The 24,815-nt window shown below is 72.2% G+C and carries 17 protein-coding genes; 4 read left to right on the top strand and 13 right to left on the bottom strand.

Annotated elements, in window-relative coordinates; genetic code table 11:
* Positions 1-288: 288 nt before the first annotated feature.
* The 6 genes from PV682_RS22600 to PV682_RS22575 all read right to left on the bottom strand — a co-directional run bounded on the left by PV682_RS22600 (position 289) and on the right by PV682_RS22575 (position 9,175).
* A complete protein-coding gene (locus PV682_RS22600; protein WP_319732614.1) occupies positions 289-2,859 on the bottom strand; it encodes a caspase, EACC1-associated type in 2,571 nt (856 codons plus the stop codon).
* Positions 2,860-2,865: 6 nt separating this feature from the next.
* Positions 2,866-3,279 (bottom strand): effector-associated constant component EACC1, encoded by a 414-nt coding sequence (locus tag PV682_RS22595; RefSeq protein ID WP_319732613.1) that lies wholly within the window; start codon positions 3,277-3,279, stop codon positions 2,866-2,868.
* Positions 3,280-3,375: 96 nt separating this feature from the next.
* A complete protein-coding gene (locus PV682_RS22590; protein ID WP_319732612.1) occupies positions 3,376-4,212 on the bottom strand; it encodes a polysaccharide deacetylase family protein in 837 nt (278 codons plus the stop codon).
* A 196-nt stretch (positions 4,213-4,408) separates the two neighbouring features.
* Entirely contained in the window at positions 4,409-5,233 is an 825-nt protein-coding gene (locus PV682_RS22585; protein WP_319732610.1) for an SAM-dependent methyltransferase, read from the bottom strand.
* Between the two features lie 739 nt (positions 5,234-5,972).
* Complete coding sequence (locus PV682_RS22580) at positions 5,973-7,682, bottom strand: ABC transporter permease subunit (RefSeq protein ID WP_319732608.1); 1,710 nt, start codon at positions 7,680-7,682, stop codon at positions 5,973-5,975.
* Positions 7,679-9,175, bottom strand: a complete 1,497-nt coding sequence (locus PV682_RS22575; RefSeq protein ID WP_319732606.1) for an ABC transporter substrate-binding protein — start codon at positions 9,173-9,175, stop codon at positions 7,679-7,681. The genes PV682_RS22580 and PV682_RS22575 overlap by 4 nt, the downstream gene beginning before the upstream one ends.
* 206 nt (positions 9,176-9,381) lie before the next feature.
* On the opposite strand from PV682_RS22575, the gene PV682_RS22570 reads away from it, so the two are divergent.
* Positions 9,382-9,900 carry an NUDIX hydrolase gene (locus PV682_RS22570; RefSeq protein ID WP_319732604.1) on the top strand — a complete coding sequence of 173 codons (519 nt, stop codon included), beginning with the start codon at positions 9,382-9,384 and terminating at the stop codon, positions 9,898-9,900.
* A 7-nt stretch (positions 9,901-9,907) separates the two neighbouring features.
* Here PV682_RS22570 and PV682_RS22565 read toward each other — a convergent pair whose 3' ends face one another.
* Together PV682_RS22565 and PV682_RS22560 are read right to left on the bottom strand one after the other, a co-directional pair.
* A complete protein-coding gene (locus tag PV682_RS22565) occupies positions 9,908-11,353 on the bottom strand; it encodes a glyceraldehyde-3-phosphate dehydrogenase (RefSeq protein WP_319732602.1) in 1,446 nt (481 codons plus the stop codon).
* 154 nt (positions 11,354-11,507) lie between these two features.
* Positions 11,508-11,888: a DUF3291 domain-containing protein gene (locus PV682_RS22560; RefSeq protein ID WP_319732600.1), complete on the bottom strand. Its 381-nt coding sequence runs from the start codon at positions 11,886-11,888 to the stop codon at positions 11,508-11,510.
* A 117-nt stretch (positions 11,889-12,005) separates the two neighbouring features.
* Between PV682_RS22560 and PV682_RS22555 the strand changes: the two genes are divergently transcribed.
* Entirely contained in the window at positions 12,006-12,638 is a 633-nt protein-coding gene (locus tag PV682_RS22555) for a MerR family transcriptional regulator (RefSeq protein ID WP_319732598.1), read from the top strand.
* Between the two features lie 95 nt (positions 12,639-12,733).
* Here the strand turns inward: PV682_RS22555 and PV682_RS22550 are convergent, their stop codons facing one another.
* The 5 genes from PV682_RS22550 to PV682_RS22530 form a co-directional block, all read right to left on the bottom strand.
* A complete protein-coding gene (locus tag PV682_RS22550) occupies positions 12,734-13,996 on the bottom strand; it encodes a beta-ketoacyl-[acyl-carrier-protein] synthase family protein (RefSeq protein ID WP_319732596.1) in 1,263 nt (420 codons plus the stop codon).
* A 40-nt stretch (positions 13,997-14,036) separates the two neighbouring features.
* On the bottom strand, positions 14,037-14,282 hold the full coding sequence (locus PV682_RS22545) for an acyl carrier protein (RefSeq protein ID WP_319732594.1): 246 nt from the start codon (positions 14,280-14,282) through the stop codon (positions 14,037-14,039).
* Between the two features lie 96 nt (positions 14,283-14,378).
* Entirely contained in the window at positions 14,379-15,218 is an 840-nt protein-coding gene (locus tag PV682_RS22540; RefSeq protein WP_319732592.1) for an IclR family transcriptional regulator, read from the bottom strand.
* A gap of 192 nt (positions 15,219-15,410) precedes the next feature.
* Positions 15,411-16,388: a hypothetical protein gene (locus PV682_RS22535; protein ID WP_319732590.1), complete on the bottom strand. Its 978-nt coding sequence runs from the start codon at positions 16,386-16,388 to the stop codon at positions 15,411-15,413.
* Entirely contained in the window at positions 16,385-18,568 is a 2,184-nt protein-coding gene (locus PV682_RS22530; RefSeq protein WP_319732588.1) for an MMPL family transporter, read from the bottom strand. The genes PV682_RS22535 and PV682_RS22530 overlap by 4 nt, the downstream gene beginning before the upstream one ends.
* Positions 18,569-18,875: 307 nt before the next feature.
* Between PV682_RS22530 and PV682_RS22525 the strand changes: the two genes are divergently transcribed.
* Together PV682_RS22525 and PV682_RS22520 are read left to right on the top strand one after the other, a co-directional pair.
* Positions 18,876-19,577, top strand: a complete 702-nt coding sequence (locus tag PV682_RS22525; protein WP_319732586.1) for a TetR/AcrR family transcriptional regulator — start codon at positions 18,876-18,878, stop codon at positions 19,575-19,577.
* 362 nt (positions 19,578-19,939) lie between these two features.
* Positions 19,940-24,652, top strand: a complete 4,713-nt coding sequence (locus PV682_RS22520; RefSeq protein ID WP_319732583.1) for a type I polyketide synthase — start codon at positions 19,940-19,942, stop codon at positions 24,650-24,652.
* Positions 24,653-24,815: the final 163 nt, after the last annotated feature.

The following is a 24,815-nucleotide window of genomic DNA, read 5'->3' as shown; positions in this document are numbered from 1 at the left end:
CTCGGACGCCGCCGCCTCCGGCCCGAACGGCCCTTCCGCCACGCGTACGTCACCTTCTTCGCCGCTCCCCAGGCGGGCGACGCGGGGCGGGCGCGGCTCCATCACGGCCGGCGTGCGTTGCCCCCACCGGCTGGATGGACGCGGGGGACGATCCCACGTTCGCCTACGCCGTCCAAGCGGCCACGGGAACAGCGTCGTTGACCGGCGAACCCCCGCTGACGCCCACTACGTCCCCGTCTAGTTCTTCCCCACGCCGACGGCTTCTGGCGGACGTTCGCGGGTGGGTGCTCATGACGGTGAAGGCGATACCCAGGTGGACCAGTTGAGTGTCCAGACCTGAACCGTGTCGTCCTGGGCCGCTGTCGTGAGGGCTGTGCCGTCCTCGGTGAAGGCGATCGTCCGGGTTTTTGCCGAGGTGGAGGTGGGTTGTGTGAGGGTTTTCGCCGGGCCTGGGCTTGTGTAGTCGAGGAGGGTGATCGTGCCGGTGTCGGAGAGGAGGGCGAGGCGTTCGCCGGTGGGGGCGAACTTGGCTGTGGCTGTGCTGGGGAAGGTGCGTTCGGGGGCGTGGCCGGAGGTCCGCCACAGTTGGACGGTGCCGGTGTCGTCCATCAGCGCGAGGAGTTCGCCGTCGCCGCTGAAGCCGAGGGGGCGGCCATCGGCGAGTGCGGCGAGGCGTTCGCCCGTGGTGACGTCCCAGAGGCTCGCCTTGTGGTCGGCCGCGAACTCGCTGCTCGTGGCGAGTGTCCTGCCGTCCGGGCTCAGGGCGATCACGTAGCCGGTGGCGAGGGTCGTGGTGACCTTGGCGGTCTGTACGTTCCAGAGCTTCACCGTTCCCGGGCTGCCCGCCGCCCCCGCCGCGAGCGTCTTGCCGTCCGGCGTGAACACCATGCTCTGGACGCCGTTGCCGAAACCCGTGAGCGTGGTGACCAGTTCGCCCGTGCTCGTGTTCCACAGGCGGATCGGGTTGCCGTAGTCCTTGCCGGCGGCCAGCCCGGCGGCCGTCGCGAGGAGATCGCCGCGCGGGCTGAACGCCATGGTCACGCTCGCCGGGGCGCCGGTGGCGATGTCGGTCGTGCTGTTCGTGGTCAGGTTCCGGAGGTGGACCGTCACCTTGGCCGTGCTGCCCGTGTCGACCGTCGCGAGCAGGTTCCCGGCCTTGCTGAACAGGGGGTACGCCTGACGGGCGAGCGTCTGCACGGTCCCGGCGTCCGTCGCGCGCAGCAGCCGTACGCCCGTGGCGCCGGTCGCCGCGATGAACTTGCCGTCCGGGCTGAACAGGGCCGAGGTACCCGCGCCGGCGACGGACGTACGGAGGATGGGGCCGGGGAGGCGTGCCGATCCGGACGCCGAGTCCTTGCCGCTGGTGCCGCCCTCGTCGTGCAGAAGCGTCAGGGTCACGGGCACGGCTACGCCCACGCCGATGGCCAGCACCATGGCGCCCACGAGGATCCTGGCCCGGGTGGAGAGGGCGGGCCGGCGGGACGGGCAGGGGAGCGCGGGGGATGCGGTGGCTCGGGGGCGGAAGGACGGGGGGTCTGGGGGCTGGGGTGGGACTGTGGCGGGGGGCGAGGTCGGGGTCGGGGCTGGGGCCGGGGCTTCGCTCGCGGCGGGTGCGGGTGCGGGTGCGGGTGCGGGTGCACTCGCTGGTGCTGGTGCTGGTGCTGGTGCTGGTGCTGGTGCTGGTGCTGGTGCGGATGTGGGTTCGGGTGCACTTGCCGGTGCCGGTGCCGGTGCACGTACATCGGCAGACCCCGAAGCCTCAGTCCCGGCCCCCGCCCCCGCCTCTCCAAGCCCACCAGCCGCCCCCGTCACGTCACCAGCCGCCCCCGCCACCCCAGCCGACGCCCCCGCAGAATCCCCCGCCTCCGCAGAAACCCCCGCCCCCGCAGAGCCCCCCGACCCCCCAGAAACCCCCGCCTGACGCGCAAGCGACGCCAACCGTACCCCCGCCGCCGCAGAGACCTGCTTGCTGTCGTCCTCCTCCAGCCGCCGCACCTCCTCCAGCACCGCCGCCTGCACCTGCGCGTTCCCGATCCGGTGCAGATGCATCAGCCCCTCCAGCGCCCCCAGCCGATCACCCACCATGGGGCTCGCGAGGGCGTTGCGGAGGTACACCGGGAGCCGCCAGTTGATGTTGTGGGCGATGACGATCCGCCCCTCGACGTCGTCCTGCTTCTTGGGCCGCTGCTGAGGCATCGCCTCGACGACCCGGTCGTGGACGTACCCGTACAACTCGTCGAGCGTGATGTCGCCGTCGCCGTCGAGATCCGCGCTTCCGTCGCGCAGCCCTTCCACGAGGTACCGCGTGAAGACGGACTGCGCGGCCTGCCCCTGCGCGCGCTGCCCGTCGAAGGAGTACTGCGTGGAGTCCGAGGCGGTCAGGACCGTACGGCCGCGCCCCTGGAACCGCTCCAGCGCGTGCACCTCGGTGTCGCCCTTGGTACGGGCGGGGAACGCGCCGCTGTAGCAGCAGTCGAGGATGAGCACCATGCGCCGGGACGCGCACCCCTCCATGGCCTGGTCGATCTGCTCGGCGGACAGCGCGGTGAACAGCAGGCTGTCGTGCCGGGTGTCGGTGGTCGCGAGGTAGAGCCGGCCGTGGTCGTCCTTGAGGCCGTGCCCGGTGAAGTACAGCAGCGTGAGGTCGTCGCGGCGCCGGTCGCGATACAGCTCGCTGATCGCCGAACCGACGCGGTGGTAGGGCTCGTTGACGAGCGTGGTGACCTCGAACCCGGCGATGTCGGGGTCCCGCAGCACTTCGGCCAGCGCCTCCGCGTCGTGCGCGGGCGAGGTCAACTGCCGCAGCGTGGCGTCCTCATGGTCGTACGTCGCGACGAGCAGCGCGAGCCTGCGCCCCATGGCTCCTCACCGCCCCTCGCCGGAGTGCCGGCGCACGAACGCCTCGACCAGCGCCCGGCGTTCGGCGTCGGTCGCGGACTCCAGCTCGATCGTGTCGCCGTCGACGGTGACCGAGATCCGGTGCCGGGCGGAGGAGCGGCCCAGCCAGTCCTGTACGGCGCCGATGAGCGAGGTGAACACCCCGCCGGACGCGCTGAGCGCCACGACGATCGCGCCAAGCGTCACCGCGTCCGAGCCCTTCGCGCCGTCGGGCGGGGCGGCGCCGGGCGCGAACCGGGCCGACTCGACGTCCAGCGCGGCGAGTTCGGTCCGCAGCCGGCGCAACAGCCGCTCGGCGGCCTCCGGATCGAGTTCGGGGTCGGGCGTGACGTCCAGCCGTACGTCCGTCACCCGCTCCGCAGCCGAAGCGCTCTCCCACATACCGCCCCCCGATCGTTCCGCCCACTTCAGTGTGGTCGCCCACCGGGCTTCTGGGGAGTCTCCGGGGAAACTTCGGGCATCGGGCTTCCCGGGGTGCTAGAGGTAGTCCTCCAGCCGGGCCACCGTGAAGCCCTGCTCCTCGATGTGCCGGAGCATGTTCACGGTCATCTGCGTGATCGTCCGCCCCTTCAGCTCCGACGGCCCCCGGAAGTGGGCGAGGATGATGTCGCCGGGGCGGAGCTTCTTGCCGGGCAGCTGGTACTGCATGTTCTTGATCTGCATGGACTCGCGCCACAGGACGATCGCCTGGAGTCCGCAGGACGCGGCGGCGCTGCGGGTGGCCTCGTTCCAGTTGCCGTAGGGCGGGCGGAAGAGGCGGGGCGCGGTGCCGTAATGGTCCGTCAGCTTCGTCTGCTGGCCGCAGATCTCCCGCTGCTGGGCGGCGGCGCCCAGCGTGGGCAGGTTGGGGTGGGACAGGGTGTGGTTCTCGACCGGGTTGCCGAGGGCCTGGAGCTTCGTGAAGTAGCCGTAGTCCGAGCGGATCGCCGCGTCCGTCAGGAACATGGTGATCGGCAGCTTCAACTCCCGCATCATCGTGATGAATTGGGGGTCCTGCTCGGTACCGTCGTCGAAGGTGAGGAAGACGATCTTCTCCTTCGTGGGTATCTCGCTGATCACCGGTATCTTCCCGCCGGACTTCAGCGCGACCGGCTTCACGGCGGGCGGCTTCGGCGCCTCGGCGAGCGGCTTCAGCCCCCACTTGCGGTACGCGGCCTCGACGGCGGCCCGGGGATTCGCGGAGGGCGCGGCGCTCGACGCGGACGGCGACTCCGACGGCCGGGACACCGCCGACGACTCGGTCGTACATCCTGTCGCCAGTCCCGCGACGAGAAGGGCGCAGACCGCCACCGCTCCCTTGATCCGCCAGTGCATCGCGCCGCTCCCAGACAACCGTGTGATCCGTGTACCGTCCCCGTTCACCTGTAGTGATGTCGAACAGGCGTCCACGGTTCCGTGATCACACGATCGCACAACCCGCCGGGCAGGGTGCGTCATGGGGGGACTTCCGTACCGACGCGGTGAGGCGGGGCCGGACTCGTCCCGGCCCCGCCTCACCCCCTACGGACGTTCACGCCTTGCGCGCGACCGCCCCGTACGCGTCCACGTACACCCGCTGCGTGTCCTCGGCCGGCCGCCACTCGGTGACCTGCACGACCCCGGGCTCCAGCAGTTCGAGGCCGTCGAAGAACCCGCCGATCTCCTCGACGCTGCGCACGTAGTACGGCACGGCCCCGCTCTTGTTGTACGCGTCGGACGCCGCGATCATGCCCTCGCTCGTCGCCGTCGAGTCGCTGATGACGAGGTGGCTCCCGGACGGCAGCCCGGCGACGAGGTCGCGGACCAGCTGGCGGGCCTGCTCGTACTCGCCGACGTGGCCGAGGGTGTTGAGGATCATCAGCGCGACCGGCTGCGAGAGGTCCAGCGTCCCGGACGCCTTCTCCAGGATCGCCGCCGGGTCGTACATGTCCGCGTCGAGGTACGCGGTCCGCCCCTCCTTCGTGCTGGTCAGCAGCGCGTTGGCGTGGGCGAGGACGATCGGGTCGTTGTCGACGTACACGATCTTCGTCTCGGGGGCGACGCGCTGGGCGACCTCGTGGGTGTTGTCGGCGGTCGGCAGACCCGTGCCGATGTCCAGGAACTGGCGGATCCCGACCTCGCCGGCGAGGTGCGTGACCGCGCGCCCGAGGAAGTGCCGGCTGGTCACCGCGACGTCGACCAGCCCGGGGAAGATCTCCTTGATGTGGTCCCCGATCTGCCGGTCGACCTCGTAGTTGTCCTTGCCTCCGACGAAGTAGTTCCAGAACCGCGCCGAGTGAGGCGTGGACGTGTCGATCCGCGAGCGGGCCTCCTGGGCCTTGCCCGCGGGGGAGTGGGTGTCCTGGGTGTCCGACACGGCAAAGCCTCCTGCGATTCATGAACAACGCTGATCAGAACGCCACCCTAGGCGAACACCCTTTGGCCGAAAGCCACTTGACCCCACGGGCCACAACTGACCGTAAGGTTTTGGCCATGGGGTGACGGGTGGCCCCAACTGGGCCATGGGCAGGGCGTGTTCGCGATCCGGGAGACACCACGACCGGCATACGGGCAGGCCGGCACCGGATGCGCGCGCGGCGCGTTCGCGACCGCACCCGACGCGGTACGGCCCGGGGCGGGCGTACGGCCGGAGGCCGCGGGGCGGATCATGACCGGGAGTCGGCCGCGCTGCCCGGCGCACACGACCCGCAGGTGCGGACCGGCTTACGGCGCACCCGGCCCACAGGCCGCGAAGGCCGCGCGCGGCAGCACCGCCGACCGGATCCAGCTGACCGGATCCCGCCGACCGGCGAAGCGGTACGCGCTCGCGCCGCGTGCCCCCGACGGGTCGGCCGGATCGCGGCACCGCCGATGACGAGCGGCCTGCACACACCGGACACACCGCCGACCGCCAGACCCCGCCGACGAGCGCGGCAGGTTCAGAAGAACCCCGACGTCAGCCCCGTCGCCCCCGCCCCGGCGCCGTTCCGCTGGTCGACACCGCGAGCACCGCCGGCGCTCCCGCGGGTCCGGGTGTCAGCCCTGTCGTCTGCGTTCCGGCGCCGTTCCGCTGGTCGACACCGCGAGCACCGCCAGCGCCCCCGCGGGCCCCGGCGTCAGCCCCGTCGCCCCCGCCCCTGCGCCGTTCCGCTCGCCGACACCGCGAGCACCGCCAGCAGTACCAGCGCCCCCGCGGGTCCCAGCACCGTCCACGGCGCCAGCTCCAGGTACGGCTGGTTCTCCGACATGAGGCGGCCCCATTCCGGGGTCGGGGGCTGTTCGCCGAGGCCGAGGAAGCCCAGGGAGGCGAGGACGAGGACGGTGGTCGGCAGGCGGAGCAGCGCGTTGCGGATCACGGCGGGCAGGACCGCCGGGATGTGGTGGCGGCGCAGCAGGTACGCGGAGCCCGCGCCCAGGGAGCGGGACGCGAGGGTGTGGCCGGCGGCCCGTTCCTGGGCCAGGAGGGCTGACGTCTGGGCCGCGTACGGTGCCCAGCCCACCAGGCAGACGGCCAGCGCGGCTCCCCAGACCGACGGCCCGGTCACCGCCGTCGTCAGGAGCCCGGCGAGGACGGCGGGCAGTGTCGACACGACCTCCGTCAGGCCCGCGCCCACCCTGCCCGCGACTCCCAGCGCCAGCCCCACCAGCACGCTCACCCCTGTCACGGCGAACGCGACTACGGCCGTCCGCAGTGCCCCGTGGCCCAGGCGCGCCAGCATGTCCCGGCCCAACGAGTCCGTGCCCAGGGGGTGTTGGAACGACGGCGACAGCAGCCGCGCCCCCGTGTCGACCTGCGCCGGATCCCGCAGCAGGCCGAAGACGACCACCCCCACCAGCACCACCGCGCACACAGCGCCGAGCCACCCCCGACCCCGCACCCCCATCACCGGCACGGCGGGCAGCGCCCCGTCCCGCAGGGCCGGTCCGAGCAGCACCCGGCAGACACCCCGGATCGCGAGCCCCGCCCCCACACCCAGCAGCACCAGCACCAGCGTCACGGTCTGCAAGGGCGGCAGATCCTGCGCCAGCGCCGTGTCGAGGGCGAGCCGCCCGAGCCCGGGGATGTTGAAGATCTTCTCGACGGCGACGGCCCCGCCCACCAACCCCACGACGGTGGGCAGGAGTTGGGGCAGCACCCCGGGCAGCGCCCGCCGCAGGGCGTTGCGCGCGACGTACCCCCGCGACAGCCCGAACGCGCGAGCCGTACGCACCCAGGGCTCCCGGAACACCCCCGGCAGCGCCTGCTGCACCAGGCCCCCGATCATCGCCCCCGACGGCACCCCCAGCGCCAGCGCGGGCAGCACCATCGACGACGGCCCCTCCCACCCGCCGGCCGGCAGCCACCCCAGCCACACCCCGCACACCGTCGCGAGCAGCGAGGCCAGCAGGAACTTCGGCAGCGCGGCGAGCACGGCGGCGAACTCCCCGCCCCCGGGCCGCCGAAGCCGCCCGCGCGACCCCAGCCACAGGGTCCGCGCACACACCAGCCCGACCACGGCGACGGTCACGGCGAGCGCGCCCAGCATCATCGTCACCGACACCGCGAACGCGTCGGAGACCTGCGGCCACACCGCCTCCCCGGACACCCAGGAGGTCCCCGCGTCCCCGCCGAGCCACCGCACGAAGTGGGTCAACGGGCCGTCGTCCAGGCCGAGTTGCTCACGGACGGCCGCCAACTGCCCCGGCGTCGGATCCTGGTCGCCGGAGCGGGCGCGAAGTACCGTCAGCGCGGGGTCGGTTCCGGAGAGCCAGGGCAGCGAGGTGACGGCGGCGAGGAGAGCGGCGCCGGCCAGGACCCGGCCGGCGACGGTACGGGAATCGGTCACTTCAGGTGCGTGCCGACGGTGATCAGCGTCCGTTCGCGCGGGTCGAGGGCGACGCCCTCGACGTCCGCCGCGATGCCCTGCACGACCTTCTCGTGCACGAGCGGCACCACGGCGTCCGTGCGCAGGATCTCCGCCTCGGCCCGCATGATCTTCTGGTGCCGCGCGGCCGGATCGCCTTCCTCGGCGGCGGACTTGATCGCCGCGTCGACCTTCGCGTCCTTCAGCCCGGCGATGTTGTACACCCCGTCACTGGTGAAGTCGCTCGCGAGGTAGGCCACCGCGTCGCCCGTGTCGAGGAGCGTCACCCGCGAGAACACGAGCGCGTCGTACTTCCCGGCGAGGAGGTCGGCCTCCATCTGCGTGTACTCGCGCACGTCCTGCTTCACCGTGAACCCGGCCTTCTCCAACTGCTGCTGGAGCACGGTCGCGGCCTCGGGCAGCTCGGCCCGGTTGGTGTACGTGGCGAGCCGCACGGTCGTCCCGGCGGGCACCTTCACCGCGGGCGCCCGCCCGGTCACCGGCACCCGGTCGGCGGCGGCCCAGGACACGGCGGGCCCGAACAGCCCCTGCGCGGCGTCCGCGTACCCGCCGAACACCGACCCGACGAGCGCGGAACCGTCGACGGCCTCGCGCGCGGCGGCCCGCAGTCCGGCGTTCGCGAACGTGCCGGAGCGCGTGTTGAGGACGAGGCTGTCGGTGCGCACCGACGGCACCTCGTGCCGGGTGTCCGCGTCGAGGAGCTTCGCCTGCGAGGTCGGGATCCACTCCGCGATGTCGACGTCCTTGCTCCGAAGGGCGTTGGCGCGGGCCGTGCCGTCCGCGATCCAGGTGACGTCGATGCCGGGCGCCTTCGCCTTGCCGCCCCAGTAGCCGTCGTACCGGTCGAGCGTGGCGCTCGTCTTGCCGGTCAGCTTGGTGATCCGGAAGGGGCCGGTGCCGGTGCCGATGGGGGTGACGGCGCCGTTCGCGCCGTACGCCTTCGCGGAGAGGATGCCGAGCGCGGGGCTCGCCAGGCGCAGGGGGAGGACCGGGTCGGGGGTCTTCGTGGTGAGGGTGACCGTGTCGGTGTCGTCGGCCTTCGCGGTGAGGGTGACGTCGCTGAGGACACGCGGCTTGGTCGCGGCCGAGTTCGCGTGGTCGAGGGCGTTCACGACCGAGGCGGCGGTCACCGGGGTGCCGTCCTGGAAGGTCGCCTTGCGCAGCTCGAACGTCCAGGTCGTGGGCGCCGTCCGCTTCCAGGAGGTGGCCAGCGCGGGTGCGGCGGCGCCGTTCTTGTCGAGCGCGGTGAGGCCCTCGGCCACCGAGAGCTTGCTCAGCACGGTCGCGTCGTTGCTGTACGGCGACAGTGCCTGCGCAGGCGGCACCGCGAGGGCGACCCGCAGCCGTCCGCCGTCGGACCCCTGCGCGGAACCGGACCCGCCCGAGGAGAAGCAGCCGGCCAGCAGCGGGGTGAGAGCGAGCGCCGCGAGCAGACCGCGGGAGGTGGTGCGCATGGGTGTCCTGTCGTACGGGGAGCGAACGGGTCCCCGATGGACGGACAGTTGCCTGTACGACAGCCAGGGACGATCACTTTATAAGGCAAGCCTAACTAACCTCACAAGTGGGGTACGGGAAACCCCTGGGGCGCGGGAGACCGTCGCCTGCGCGGGGCTGCGTCGTTGACCAGAGCGACCCGACCCCTCCGCAGGAAGGAACCGCCGTGGACGAGACCGTCACCGTCGAGACGCCGGAAGCGTGGCTGCCGAGAGAGCAGTGGGTGAAGACGCAGCCGCAGACCCTGATGGCGTCCTGCGTCCTCGTCCTGGACCCCGAGGGCCGTGTCCTCCTGCTGCGCTACGCTCCCGGCCAGCCCGCCGCCGGCCACTGGTGGCTCCCCGGCGGCATGCTCGACCACGGCGAGGACCCCTGGACGGCGGCCCGCCGCGAACTGCGCGAGGAGACCGGCCTGCCCCTTCCCGGCGGACCCCGCCTGATCGGCATCGACCACCGCGCGGACGTCGAGGGCTGCGGCCCCGTCCTGGACTGCTACTTCCACGGCGGCACGCCGGCCCCGGACGCCGCCGTCCGCCTCAGCGAGGAGCACGACCGGTACGCCTTCCACGGCCTGGAAGACCTCGACGGCCTGCTCACCCCGCCCCACCTGCGCACCCTGCGCGCGCTGTACGAGGCGGCGGCGAGCGGCACGACGCTCTGCCTGCGGGAGGGGACCCCGCTCTAGGCCGGCTCTAGAGCGCCGTCGCCGGGAACGTCGGGTACTCGACGCCCGACACGTGCTGCACGACCCGCACGACCTGGCAGGAGTACCCGAACTCGTTGTCGTACCAGAGGTAGAGGATCGCGTTGTCGCCCTCCACCTTCAGCGCGCCCGCGTCGACGATCGAGGCGTGCCGGGAGCCGATGAAGTCGCTGGAGACGGCGTCGGGCGCGGTCGTGAAGTCGATCTGGCGGCGCAGCGGGGAGGTCAGCGACACCTCGCGCAGGTAGTCGTGGACCTCCTCGCGGGTCGTCTCGCGCGAGAGCTGGAGGTTGAGGATCGCGATGGAGACGTCCGGGACGGGCACCCGGATCGAGCTGCCGGTGATCCGCGCCTTCAGCTCGGGCAGCGCCTTCGCGACGGCGGAGGCGGCGCCCGTCTCGGTGATCACCATGTTGAGCGGCGCGGAGCGGCCCCGGCGCTCGGACTTGTGGAAGTTGTCCAGCAGGTTCTGGTCGTTGGTGAAGGAGTGCACCGTCTCGACGTGCCCGCGCTCCACGCCGAACGCGTCGTCCATCGCCTTCAGCGGCGGCACGATCGCGTTCGTCGTGCAGGACGCGCAGGACAGGATCCGCTCGTCCGGCTTGATCGTGTCGTGGTTCACGCCGTGCACGATGTTCGGTACGTCGCCCTTGCCGGGCGCGGTCAGCAGCACCTTGTCGATGCCGGGCCGCAGATGCCCGCTCAGGCCCGCGCGGTCGCGCCACTTGCCGGTGTTGTCGATGAGGATCGCGTTCGCGACGCCGTACGCGGTGTAGTCGATCCCGGAGGGGTCGTCGGCGTAGATCACCTTGATCTCGTTGCCGTTGGCGGTGATCGTGCCGGCCGCCTCGTCGACGGTGATCGTGCCGTGGAACTGGCCGTGGATCGAGTCCCGGCGCAGCAGCGAGGCCCGCTTGACGAGGTCGCCCGGGCCGCCGCCGCGTACGACGATCGCGCGCAGCCTGAGGCCGTTGCCCGAGCCGGACTTCTCGATCAGCAGGCGCGCGACGAGCCGTCCGATCCGGCCGAAGCCGTACAGGACGACGTCCCGCCCCGCGCCGCGCTCGATCTTGTTCGCGCCGGTCGCCCCGGCCACCGCCTCGGCGGTGAACTCCTCGACGCTCAGGCCGCGTCCGTCGGCGCGGTAGCTCTCGGCGAGCAGCCCGAGGTCGATCTGCGAGGGGCCGAGGTCGAGCGCGGTGAGCGCCTGGAGGAAGGGCATCGTCTCGGTGACCGACAGTTCCTCGCCCGCGATCTGGCGGGCGAAGCGGTGGGTCTTCAGGATGCTGACGACCGACTTGTTCACCAGGGAGCGGCTGTGCACGAGGACGGTCACGTCCCGTTCACGGTGCAGCTTCCCGATGACCGGGATCATCGACTCCGCGGTCTCCTCGCGGTTCATCCAGTTGGTGAACGAGTCCTCGTTGAGGGTCACAACGCTCTCTTTCGAGCTAGGCGGCGCTCATGTGCACGAGCGGACGGCGCTCATATGGTAACCCGGCGTTCATATGAGCGGTCTAGTGGTCCTCGGCGTGATCCCGTACACGTTCGGGCCGGCCCCGGGGGTGTGCGGCGGGCTTCGGCGGGAGTCACTTCGCCGCCTCCTCGGCCAGGCGGCTCTTCGCGTCGGTCCAGTCGATCGCGGGCGGGCCCGTCCAGTAGGTGAAGGTGGAGGACTTCATCGTCGGCCGCAGGCGGGTCATCACCGGCTGGTGCGGTACGGCGCGCGCGTACGCGTACAGCGCCTCCTTGCTCTCCCAGGACGACAGGGTCCAGAACGTGCGCTTCAGGGGTTCGGCGATCAGGGCGGCGCCGTACGCGCCGGGCGCGCCCTTGACCTGCTTCCAGACCGAGGGGGTCGCCAGCAGGAAGCGCAGGGCGTCCGCGAAGGTGCGGACCTCGAAGCGGGAGGCCATGAGGTAGGCGTCGGTGTCCGGCGGGGCGGGGGTGGTCCAGCGGAGCGCAGGCATGACGGTGCCCTTTCGATATTGGATATCTTCACTATCTATGTTAGACAGTAGAGGTATCCAATCGCGAGCCGCAAGACCGTACGTCCGCAAGCCGGAAGACAGAGCGGGGCCCCACCGATGCGCATGTCCGAGCTGAGCCGCCGCAGCGGCGTCTCCGTCACGACGATCAAGTACTACCTGCGCGAGGGCCTGCTCCCGCCCGGCCGCCAGACCTCCGCCACCCAGGCCGAGTACGACGAACAGCACCTGCGCCGGCTGCGCCTGATCCGCGCGCTGACCGGCGTGCGCGGACTGCCCGTCAGCACCGCCCGCCACGTCCTCGACGCCGTCGCCGAGCACGGGGGCGACCCGCATCTCCTGCTCGGCCTCGTCATCGGCGCGATCAGCGTCACCGGCGAACCGGACGAGCCGCCCGCGGCCGAGGGGGCGGCCGAAGTCGACGCCCTCATCGCCGAGTTGGGCTGGGACGTGCGCGCCGGAGCCCCGGCCCGCACCGCGCTCGCCCAGACCATCGCCTCACTGCGCTCCCTCGGCGCCCCCGTCGACCACACCACCCTCCTGCCGTACGCCCGCCTCGCGGAGCGCACCGCCGAGCTGGACCTCGATCAACTCGACGGTATCGACGACCCGTTGGAGAGCGCCGAACGCGCCCTCCTGCTCACCGCCCTCCTCGAACCCGCGCTCCTCGCGCTCAGGCGCCTCGCGCAGCAGAACGAGTCGGCGCGCAGGCACGGGTATCACCGCCAGTAGGCCGCGGGGGTAACCGCCAGTAGGCCGCGGGGGCAACCGCCAGTAGGCCAACTCCCCTTGCGGCAAGGGAAGCTGACCTACTGTCGGAGAAGGGTTCACGGCGTCCGGAACGCCAGGACCACGTTGTGCCCGCCGAACCCGAACGAATTGTTCAGCGCCGCGATCCGCCCGTCGGGCAGCGCGCGCGCCTCGTCGCGGACGATGTCCGCCTCGACCTCCGGGTCCAGATTGTCGATGTTGACCGTCGGCGGGGCGAGCCGGTGGTGCAGCGCCAGCACCGCCGCGACCGTCTCCACGCCGCCCGCGCCGCCGAGCAGGTGCCCGGTCATCGACTTGGTCGCGGAGACCGCGAAGTGGTCGGTGTCGTCGCCGAACACCTTCCGCAGCGCCTTGATCTCGGCCACGTCGCCCTTCGGCGTGGACGTCGCGTGCGCGTTGACGTGCACGATCTGCGCGGGCGTGAGGTCCGTCGTGTCGAGCAGCGTGCACAGCGCCGCCGCGATGCCCCGGCCCGACGGCTCGGGCTGCGTGATGTGGTGGCTGTCCGAGGACATCGCCTGGCCCACCGCCTCCGCGTACACCCGCGCGCCGCGCCGCTCGGCGTGCTCCGCCGACTCCAGGACGACGACTCCGCAGCCCTCGGCGATCACGAACCCGTCGCGGTCCGTGTCGTAGGGGCGCGAGGCGCGCTCGGGCGCGTCGTTGCGCTTGGACATCGCCATCATGTTGCCGAACGCGGCCATGTTCAGGGCACAGATCGCGGCCTCGGTGCCGCCCGCCACCACCACGTCGGCCCGGCCGGTGCGGATCATCTCGATCGCGTAGGCGATGGACTCGGCGCCGGACGCGCAGGCGCTCGCGGCGGCGTGCACCCCGGCCCGGGCGTTGATCTCCAGGCCGACGTTGGCGGCCTGCGTGTTGCACAGCATCATCGGGATCGTGTGCGGGGAGACCTTGCGGAAGCCCTGCTCCTTGAGGATGTCGTACTGGTGGAGCATGGAGGTCACTCCGCCGACGCTGGCCGAGAGCGCGACGCCGACCCGGTCGGGGTCGGCCTCGCCGCCGTCACCGGCGGGGCCGGTGAAACCGGCGTCCGCCCACGCCTCGCGGGCCGCGATCAGCGCGAACTGCGCGGAGCGGTCCAGCCTGCGCAGTTCGGTGCGGGGCAGTACCTTCTCCGGTTCGACGGCGACCTCGGCGCCGATGCGCACGACGACGTCCTCCACCCAGGGGTGGTCCAGGAGACGGATGGCGGAGCGGCCTGCCAGCAGCCCCTGCCAGGTGTCGGCGGCGGTGCCGCCCAGCGGCGTGGTGGCTCCGAGCCCGGTGACGACCACACGGCGATCTGACGAGTTCATGACGAATCACTCCACGGCGGGGAAGGGACGTACGGGTCCGTCAGCGGCTGGCGAGGATGTACTCGATGGCGTCGCCCACCGTCCTGAGGTCGGTGGCGGCCTCGTCGGGGATGTCGACCCCGAAGCGCTCCTCGGCGGCGACGACGACCTCGACCATGGAGAGCGAGTCGACGTCGAGGTCGTCGCGGAACGACTTCTCGTCGAGGACGTCGGTGAGCGGGACTCCGGAGATCTCACTGACGATGTCGGCGAGGCCGGCGTGGATCTCGTCACGGGTGGCGATCACGTGGTGCTCCTGTTCTGGGGGACGTGCTCGGTGGGGAGGGGAGCGGGGGAGCGGCGTGCGGGCAGGTGGTGGACGGGTCGGGAGTGCGGCGTGCGGTCAGGCGCAGTTCGGGCGGGTGACCCCCCGTCCGCGTCCCCCTCGGGAGACGGTGGCGGGGGCCGGCTCGGCCTCGCGGGAGCGCAGGGCGAGGGCCCGGGTGATGCGGCGGGACGTTTCGAGGGTCAGGGCGATGTGCCGGGGGGTGATGGCGGCCGGGGAGTCCGTGACGAGCCCGAGGGCTCCGATGCCGACGCCGTTCTCGTCGAGGACGGGCGCCGAGATCCCGGCGACCTCCTCGGCCAACTGCCCGTCGCAGACGGCGTATCCGCGCCGCCGGGTCTCGTCGAGCAGGCCCCGCAGGACGTCCGGGTCGGTGACCGTGCGGTCCGTGTACGCGGGGAGTGCGGCGGCGTAGACGTCCTCCCGCACGGTGGCCGGGGCCTGGTCGAGGAGCACCAGGCCGCAGGCGGTCGCGTGCAGCGGGAAGCGGTTTCCCGTCGACCAGGTCTTGTGGCGCGCCCCGCCGCTGCCGGAGACGGACTCCAGCCACACGCCCTCGCGGCGGTCCCGGACGGAAAGCATCACCACGGAATGAGTTTTCGCGTGCAGATCGAGCATAGGCGATATCGCGGCCCCGCGTAAAGCCGCATGCCTCGGTGCGAGCGAGGCGACCTCCCATAACCGGAGGCCGATGGTGTACTTGTTCATGCCGATACGCTCCAGCGCGCCCCAGTCGAGCAGCTTGGAGACTATTCGGTAGGTGGTGGCGACGGGTATTCCGGTTCGCCTGCTTATTTCACTGGCTGAAAGACTCACGTTCGCCGAGTCGAATGCGCCCAGGACGTCGAAGGTGCGCTCGATGACCGAGCGTCCTTCGGGGGCGGGGGGTGGTCTCATCGGGCATTTCCCTTCCGCGGAAACACCTTGATAATTGCACTTTCAAGGAGCTTAGGGAAGAGCTGTGAAGGTTGTTCTTCGAGCGTTCACATTTATCCGCGATCGCGGGCATGCGAATCCAATGCGACAGGTAATTACCGCACGGCGGTGAATAGGTGCGAAAGGGGCGGGACGCGCCCGCCCCTCCCGCTCTCAGCGCCTGGGGTGCCGGGGCCGCAGCGCCGGGTCGCTCGCCGGATGCCCGACCCGGAAGAACACCAGCGGACGCTCACCCGGCTCGGCCGCGCACAGCCGCGCCAGGTCGTCGTGCGTGCCGGGGCAGTCGATGACGTGGCTCTGCGGATGGACGTACACACCCTGCCGGAACAGGTCCAGCCACAGCCGCGTCACCAGCCGGCCCGCCTCGACCTCGTCCGCGGGGCCCGCGTCCCGGCCGAGGATCACCAGGACGTCCCCGTCGCCGCTCGTCGCGCTCGACGACAGCGCCGTCAGCAGCCTGACCAGGCCCAGCGGGCGCAGCGCGCGGTAGACGGGGCGGGAGAACAGGACGCCCATCGCCGAGCGCTCCGCCTTGCTGAGGACGAGCATCACGTCGTTCAGCCCGTCCTGGGCGTACGCCGGGTGCTTCGGCGAGAGACGGGTCCAGGCGAGCAGCTCCGCGGCGATCCCCTCGTGGCCGAAGAACCAGTGGTACGCGCGGATCAGCAGCGGACGCGCGGTCGCCGTCGGCACCACGGCGATTCGGAAACCGGCCTCGCGCGCGCTGAGCTGGGCCTGTTCCAGCAGCTCCGGGGCGACTCGGTCGGCCTTCCACGGGCCGCGCCACACCCGCCTGCGCTCCACGTCGGCGGCCCGGTGGACCTCCGGCACGGCCCGCTCGGCGGGCACGATCCGGCCCACGCGGGTGGCGCCCGCGTCGTAGTCGGGCACGAAGCGCACGGCCGTGCCCTCGGTGTTCGCGCAGATCAGGAACGTCTCGATGTACGTGCCGAGGGAGAGCCTGAGGTCGCGGTGGGAGGGGTCGCTGGGGCCGAGCGCGTAGCGCGTGTCCCAGCCGACCTCGATGTGGTCGCCCCGGTGGCGCAGCTCCCAGGGCTGGGTGTTGTGGGCGTTGGCGGCGCGCGCGGCGGCTGCGGCGGCGTTGTGGAGCTGGGGGAGGGTGTCGGTCATCGCGCGGATCCCGTCGGCTCGGGCTCGGGGGTGGTGGCAGGGGCGGTGCTCCGGTCCGGCTCCTCCTCCAGCGACTCCTTGATGCCGAAGCGCCGGTGGACGGCCTTGAGGGGCGCCGGGGCCCACCAGTTGTAGGTGCCGGCGGCCCGCATGAAGGCGGGGACCAGCACCCCGCGCACCAGGAACGCGTCGACCACGATCGCGAGGCCCGTCGCCAGGCCGTACATCTTGATCAGGGAGACGCCCGAGGTCAGCATCGCGAAGAAGGACACGGCGAGGATGGCCGCGGCGGCGGTGATCACCGGCCCGCTCGCGCCCAGACCCTCGCGTACGGAACCCTCCAACTGGCCCGTGCGGTCGTAGCGTTCCTTGATGCGGGCGACGAGGAACACCTCGTAGTCCATCGACAGGCCGAAGGCGATGCAGAACATCAGCACCGGCATCGACACGGCCAGCGGCGACGCCGTGAAGTCGAGGGCGCCCGACAGGTGGCCGTCCTGGAAGATCCAGACGGCGACGCCCAGGATGCCCACCAGGCTCAGCGTGTTGAACACGAGCGCCTTGACCGGCATCAGCACGCTGCCGGTCAGCAGGAACAGGAACAGCAGGCTGAAGACGCTGATCAGGACGATCGCCAGCGGCAGCTTGCCCGCGATGGAGTGCGTGATGTCGACGAGCTGCGCGGCCTGTCCGCCGACCAGCACCTTCCCGCCCTCGGGATCGACCGCCCGCACCGCGCGCGCGAGGTCACCGCCCTTCTCCGAGTACGGCACGACGTCCGACTGCACCTGGATGCGTACGGCGTCGCCCTTCTGGTACCCGGCGGCAGCGGCGGCCGGCAGCGCGGTCACCCGGGCCCCGTCCTCGTACACCCCGGCCGCCCCGATCACCCGCGTCACGCCGGAGACCTTCGACAACGCGGCGGAGTACTGCTGGAGCTGGGCCTGCGACCCCTTCCAGTCCTCCGACACGACGTTCAGCGCGCGGTCGTCGCCCGCGCCGAAGTCGTCCCGTACCGCCTCGGTGACCACACGGCTCTCGGTCGCCGCCGGGAGCACCCGCTCGTCCGGGACCCCGAACTGGGCGTTCGTGAACGGCACCGCCATGAGCAGCAGCAGCGCGATGACCGGGGTCGCCAGCAGCGCCGGGCGCTTGAAGGCGAGGCCCGCCATCCGGCCCCAGAAGGTCTCGGCCGGCTCCCGCCGCGGGCGCGGTGCGCGGCGCTTGAACGCCAGCTTGTCGATGCGGTCGCCCAGCAGGACGAGCGTCGCGGGCAGGACGTACAGCGAACCCAGGACCGCGAACAGCACCACCGCGATGCCGGCCAGCGCGAACGAGCGCAGGAAGTACTGGTCGAAGACGAACAGCGTGGCCAGCGCCGCGCCCACCACACCGCCGCTGACCGCGACCGTGCGGCCCGCCGTCGCGCGGGTGACGCGCAGGGCCTCGGCGTTGGTGCGTCCCGCCGCGCGCTCCTCGCGGTAGCGGGTGACGATCAGAAGGCTGTAGTCGACCGAGAGGCCGAGGCCGAGCGCCGTGATCAGGTTGACGGCGAACACCGAGACCGAGGTGACCTGGGCGCCGACGTTCACCGCCGCCAGCGCGCCGACGATCGTCAGGACCGACAGCAGCATCGGCAGCAGCGCCGCGACCAGGCCCCGGAAGACGAAGACGAGCAGCAGCAGGGTGATCGGGATCGCGATCGTCTCCGCCGCGATGATGTCCTTCTCCACCTGGTTGTTCATGTCGTTGTTGATGGCGGTGATCCCGCCGAAGGAGACCGCGACCGCGCCCCGGGGGTCCGAGAGTTCCTCGTGCAGCTTCTTGGCGGTGCGGATCGACGCGTTCTCGTCGCCGTCCACGCGGACGAGGACCAGGCCCGCGTCCTTCGCGCGCAGGGACGCGTCGCCGGTCGTCCAGTAGGAGGCGACGACGCGCGCGCCGTCCGTCCCCTCGACCGTCGTGGCGATCTCACCGGCCTTCGCGCGGGCGGCGGCCGAGTCGACGCCTCCCTTCGCGTCCCTCACCAGGACGACCAGGTTGGGCTGGCTGTCCGGGAAGGAGCGCTCCAGGGCCTCGGCGGCGGCCACCGAGTCCGAGCCGGGGTCGTCGAAGCCGCCCGACTTGAGGTTGTCCAGCACGCCGGCGCTCGCGGCGGCGGTGATGAGCAGGAAAAGCATTCCGGCGAGAAGGGTGAACCACGGACCGCGGCGGTTCGTCCTGTCGTTCCCGGATGGCACCGAGGTGACCATCACGTGGGTCCTTTCTTCCTCTGCGGCTACGGCCTGGAAGGGGTGGGGGAGTGGGCACGGGCGGCTGACCTGCGAGGACGCCACACTGCGAGGCCCGGGGGGAAGACCTGGGGAGGCGCTCCCATTCTGGAGCGCTGCTCTTTTCCTGGAGCAGTGTTGCAGTGAGCACCGCCTCAAAGCAAGAGCGCTGCTCTCACTCTTGGTCGGTGCTTTGCGGGATGGCAGACTGCTCGGTATGGACGTGATCCAAGGAGCCAAGGAGCGGGCCCGCGCGGAAGTCGCCCAGGCCATCAAGGAAGAGGCCCGCGCGCACCTCGCCACGGAGGGGCCCGGCCGGCTCTCCCTGCGCGCCGTCGCGCGCGAGCTGGGGATGGTCTCGTCGGCCCTCTATCGGTACTTCCCCAGCCGCGACGACCTGCTGACGGCACTGATCGTCGACGCCTACGACGCGATCGGATCCGCCGCCGAGGCCGCGTACGCGAAGGCCGCCGGCTCCTCCCCGTGGGACGCCTGGCACGCCACCTGCGGCGCCGTCCGCGCCTGGGCCCTCGCCCATCCCCACGAGTACGCCCTCATCTACGGCTCGCCCGTCCCCGGCTACGACGCCCCCCGGGACACGGTCGCGCCCGCGTCCCGGGTCGCCCTCGTCCTGCTGGACGTCCTGGACAGGGCGCACGCCGCGGGCGTCCTGGCCGCCCCCGCGCAGGGCGACGACGCCGAGGCCGTCCTCGGCCCCGACGTCCTCCCCCTCCTCGCCGAACGCTCCCTGCCCGCCGGCGCGGTGACCGCCGCCGCAGCCGCCTGGGCCCAGCTCTTCGGGCTCATCAGCTTCGAGGTGCTGGGGCAGTTCAACCGGGTCATCGACGACCGGGAAGCGCTGTTCAGGCAGGGGGTCGCGGCGCTGGCGCGGCAGGTGGGGCTCTCGGCGGAGCGGTAGCGGCACGGCTCGGCGGGCAGGGGGTGGTCCTCGGTGAGGGCCACCCCCTGCCGGTTCCCGCGCGCGGGAAGGGATCCTTCGCGCGGGAAGTAGTTTTCACCCCTCCCGTACCCGTTCCCCGCTGTTACGCACAGGTATCTTTTCCGCTCGATGAGAAGGCGGGTTGTGCGCGCTCCAGAGTCGGATGCAAGCTCTGCGTGTCGACGTCGGGGGACCGGGGCGCGGTAATCCTGGTGTTCCGCATGGTGTCGTCCGGTGTTTCCCCGAATTTCCCGGGGGACGGGTCTTTCTGTGACCCGGCGGAATCCGGCGTCGGCTTCTAGGGCATTCACAGAATCAACGCTGGATCGAGGTACCGGTCAATGGCTGGAATGGCTGTCGTCGGCATGTCGTGCCGATTCCCTGGAGCCGCCAATATCGACGAGTTCTGGCAGATCCTGGTGAAAGCGGAACCACAGTTCGCGGCTGTTCCGGCATCTCGCTGGGACCACTCCGTGTATCACCGCCCGGGTGATTTCCGAGATCCGCACTCCGCGTACACGGACCAGGTCGCGTTCCTGGACGAGGTGGACCGCTTCGCCCCCGCGCATTACGGAATTCCGCCGCGCCGGGCGCGGGTGATGGACCCGCAGGCGAAACTGTTCGTCGACCTCTCGCGGGAGGCGCTCCAGGACACCGGCTGGGAGCAGGACGGGTTCGACCGGTCGCGGACCGGGGTCTTCTGCGGCGTCACCTCGCTCGACCACCGGGACATCAGCGTCTCCCGGATCACCGCGAACCTCCTCGCGGACGGCTCCCTGCACGACGGCGAGGGCGACCCGGAGCTGATGGGCCGCCTCCACGAGGCGACCGGCTCCTCGCTGATGCCGATGAACCCGTTCACGATCCCCGGCTGCCTCGCGAACATGGTCCCGTGCACGGTCAGCGAGGTCCTCGACCTCGGCGGCCCGTCGATGTCCCTGGACGCGGCGTGCTCCTCGGCCCTCGTCGCCCTCGACACGGCGGTCAAGAGCCTCACCACGGGCGCCTGCGACATCGCCCTCGTCGGCGGGGTCTACCTGAGCTTCAGCCCGACCCCCCTGGTCGGCTTCGCACGGGCCGGCGCCGTCTCCCGCGCGGGACACTGCCGCCCCTTCGACGAACGCGCCGACGGATTCGTCCTCGGCGAGGGCGGCGCCACCCTCGTCCTGCGCCCCGTCGAGGACGCGATCGCGGCCGGCGACCGCATCTACGCCGTCATCACCGGCGTCGGCTCCGCCAACGACGGGCGCGGCGGCGGGCCCATGACCCCGCAGGCCCAGGGCCAGCTGGCGGCTCTGCGCGCCGCCTACAAGGACGCCGGGATCGGCATCGGCGACGTCGACCTGCTGGAGGCGCACGGCACCGGCACGCCCGTCGGGGACCGCACCGAGGTCGAGGCGATCGGCATGCTGCGCGCCGAGGAGGGCGCCGACCGGCCCTGCTACCTCGGCTCCTCGAAGGCGCTGATCGGCCACAGCCTCTCCGCCGCGGGCGCCGCCGGCCTCGTCAAGGCGGCCCTCGCCGTCCACCACGGCGTCGTGCCCCCGCAGCCGGCGGAGATGCGCGTCAACGCCGACATCCCCGTCGAACAGGCCGGGCTCAGCCTCACGGTGACCCCGAAGGAGTGGCCGCACGACGGCGTCCGCCGGGCCGGCGTCAGCTCCTTCGGGTTCGGCGGCACCAACGTGCACGCCGTCCTGGAGAGCGCCCCGCAGACCGCCCAGCCGCAGGACGAACGCCCCGACGAGCCCTGGCTGTTCCTGCTCTCCGCCGGTGACACGAAGGTCCTCGCCGAGTACGCCGACGTCCTGCACGACTCCCTCGTCCGCGACCCGTCCGCCACCCCCGAGGAGGTCGCCCGCACCCTCGCGACGCGTGAACTCCTCACCGCCCGCCTGTCGTTCGTCGCCGCGACCCGCGAGGAACTCCTCGACAAGCTCCGCCAGTCCGCGAGCCGCCTCGCGGAGGGCGCCCTCGGTGAACTCGCCCCCGGCGTCCACGCCTCGGCGAAGCCGCTGCCGCCCGAGGAGCGCCGGATCGCGTTCGCCTTCCCCGGCCAGGGCTCCCAGCGCCCCGGCATGCTCGCCGACCTCGCCCGCCGCTTCCCGTCCGTCGCCGCCCGGGCCGCCGAACTCGCGGCGGCCACCGCCGAGGACGCCCCGGCCGTCGCCGAGCGCCTCCCGGGCCTGCTGTGGGAGGCCCGGGACGACGAAGGCGCCGACGCCGAGGCGCAGGCCGCCCTCACCGTCACCGACATGTGCCAGCCCGGCCTCGGCATCACCGGCGTCACCACCATGGAACTCCTCGCCGCCTGCGGCGTCGAACCCGACCTCGCGGTGGGCCACAGCGTCGGCGAGTTCCCCGCCGCCGTCGCCGCCGGCGCCTTCGCCCCCGAGGACGCCGTCCGGTTCATGGCCGTACGCGGCGCCGCCCTCGCCGCCGCCGTCCCCTCCGGCAGCGGCGCCATGCTCGCCGTCCAGGCATCCACCGCCGACGCCGAACGCATCGCCGAAGCCGTCGAGGGCGTCTGGCCCGCCTGCTACAACCACGACGGCCAGGTCGTCTTCAGCGGCAGCGCCGAGGCCGCCGACGCCCTGCGCGAACACTGCGCCGCGAACGGCACCGCCGCCGTCCGGCTGCGCGTCTCCCACGCCTTCCACTCGCCCCTGGTCGCCGCCGCCGACGAGGTCATGGCCGACACCATCGCCGCCCTCCCGCTCACCGGACCCGCCCGCCCCTTCGTCTCCGGCGTCAGCGGCGCCCGCGCCGAACACCCCGACGGCATCAAGGAGCTGTGGGCCCGCCACAACACCGCCCCGGTCCGCTTCACCGACGCCGTCCGCACCGTCGCCGACTCCGGCGCCGCCTTCCTCGTCCAGATCTACGGCGGCGACACGCTGCTGCGGATGGCCCGCCGCACACAGGCGGGCGCCGGGCTCGGCCTCGTACCGCTCACGGTGTCCCGCGCCGACGACGGGCGCGCGCTGCTCACCGGGCTCGGCCGGCTCGCCGTCGCGGGCGTGCCGGTCAACACGGCGCCGCTGTTCGCCGGGGCCGGTACGCGGCTGCTGTCCCTGCCGCCGTCGCCGCTCGCGACCGGCGTCTACACGGTCCGTACGGGGGCCGGGCGGCCCCGGCGCGAGGCGGCCGAGCGGGTCGTCGTGGCCGCCGACACCGCTCCGGTCGCTCACGCCGCAGGGGCCGTCGAGGCCGCCGGGTCCGGCGAGTTCGTCGAGGCGCCGCTGCGCGCTGTCATTCCTTCCCCCGTCCCCGCCACGTCCCACCAGAACGGAGAGCCTCGGATGAGCGGACTCATCGAGTTCCTGCACGCCCAGGTGTCGCTGCTCCAGTCCTTCGACCCGGCCGCCGCACGCAACCTGCCCCTTCCGGCGGTGCCGGTGGTTCCCGCGACCGTCCAGGAGGCCGCGCCCGCCGCTGTCCTCGCTCCGGCGCCCGCTCCGGCCGACGCGCCGGCCGCCGCCACGGTGTCCGAGGACGTCTCCGGCATCGTCATCGACGCGATCACCAAGGTCAGCGCCTACCCGCAGGACTTCCTGCGCCCCGAGCACGTCTTCGCCACCGACCTCGGCTTCGACTCGATCATGCTCGCCGAGCTCGCCACGCGGCTGCGCAGGCAGTGGCCGAACCTGGAGGTCAAGGCCGCCGAGATGATGGAGATCGCGTCCGTCGGCGACCTGGTGCGGACGGTGGAGAGCCGGCTCGGTACGCGGTCCGCCGCACCGTCCGGCACGCCGTCCGCCACGCCGTCCGTGCAGCGGACGATCATCCCGAGCCCCAAGGCGGCGCCCGCTCCCGTCGCCCCCGCTCCCGTCGCCGCCCCGGACCGGAGCGAGGCCGCCGACGTACGGCTCTTCCCCGAGGTCCGCGCCTCCCTGGAGCGCAAGGCGGGCCTGGAGGCGGCGGCGACCGTCAACCCGTACTTCCTGCGCCACGAGGGCACCATCCGCGACACCAGCCGGGTCGGTGGCCAGGAGCTGATCTCCTTCTCCAGCTACAACTACCTCGGCCTGTCCGGGCACCCCGAGGTCGCCGACGCGATCCAGGAGGCCGTCGCCCGCTACGGCTCCTCCGTCTCCGCCGCGCGCATCCTGTCCGGCAACCGGCCGCTGCACGACGAACTCGACCAGGGGCTCGCCGAACTCGTCGGCGCGCAGGACGCGGTGAGCCTCGTCAGCGGGCACGCGACCAACGTCACCGTCATCGGGCACCTCATGGGCCCCGAGGACCTGATCCTGCACGACGCGCTCGCGCACGACAGCATCATCCAGGGGTGCCGGCAGTCCGGCGCCGCGCGCCAGCCGTTCCCGCACAACGACCTCGTCGCCCTCGACCGGATCCTCGGCCACGTCCGCGGCAACTACCGGCGCGTGCTGATCGTCGTCGAAGGCGTCTACAGCATGGACGGCGACACCGCCGACCTGCCCGCCCTCGTCGCCGTCAAGCAGAAGCACGACGCGCTCCTCATGGTCGACGAGGCGCACAGCATCGGCGTCATGGGCAAGACCGGCGGCGGCATGGCCCAGTTCTCCGGGGTCCACCCCGACGACGTCGACGTGTGGATGGGCACGCTCTCCAAGTCCCTGGCGAGCTGCGGTGGTTACGTCGCCGGGCGGCACGAGCTCATCGAGCACTTCCGGTACACGCTCCCCGGCTTCGTGTTCAGCGCGGGGCTGCCGCCGGCGTCCACCGCCGCCGCGCTCGCCGCCCTGCGCCTGATCCGCAGGGAGCCCGAGCGCGTCACCCGCCTCCACGACAACGCGGCGCTCTTCCTCAAGCTCGCGGGGGAGGCGGGCGTGGACGTCGGCACCAGCTCCGGAACGCCGATCGTCCCGGCCATCACCGGCGACTCGACCAAGGCCCTTCTGCTGGCCGACCGCCTCTTCGCCCGTGGCGTCAGCGCCAACCCGATCCTCCACCCGGCCGTCGAGGAACGCCTCGCGCGCCTGCGCTTCTTCATCACCTCCGAGCACACGGAGGCGCAGATCACGGAGTCGGTACGGATCCTCGCCGAGGAACTGTCGGCGCTGTCCTGAGCCCGGGGGAGCGCTCGGGGAGGGGTGCCGCCCGCAGGCCGGTCCGGCCGCGGACCGCCACCCGGCACCGCTCCACCGCTCCCCGCCGTCCCCTTCCGCACCCCCCAGACCGGCACCGGGGCGCACCCACGGGATCCCCCGCCCCTGGCCCCCGCCCCGGTGT

This window comes from Streptomyces niveiscabiei (assembly GCF_033794345.1).
GTDB classification, from domain to species: domain Bacteria; phylum Actinomycetota; class Actinomycetes; order Streptomycetales; family Streptomycetaceae; genus Streptomyces; species Streptomyces niveiscabiei.
The sequence above is the reverse complement of the archived record's forward strand: the minus strand, read 5'-3'. Positions and strand labels throughout refer to the sequence as shown.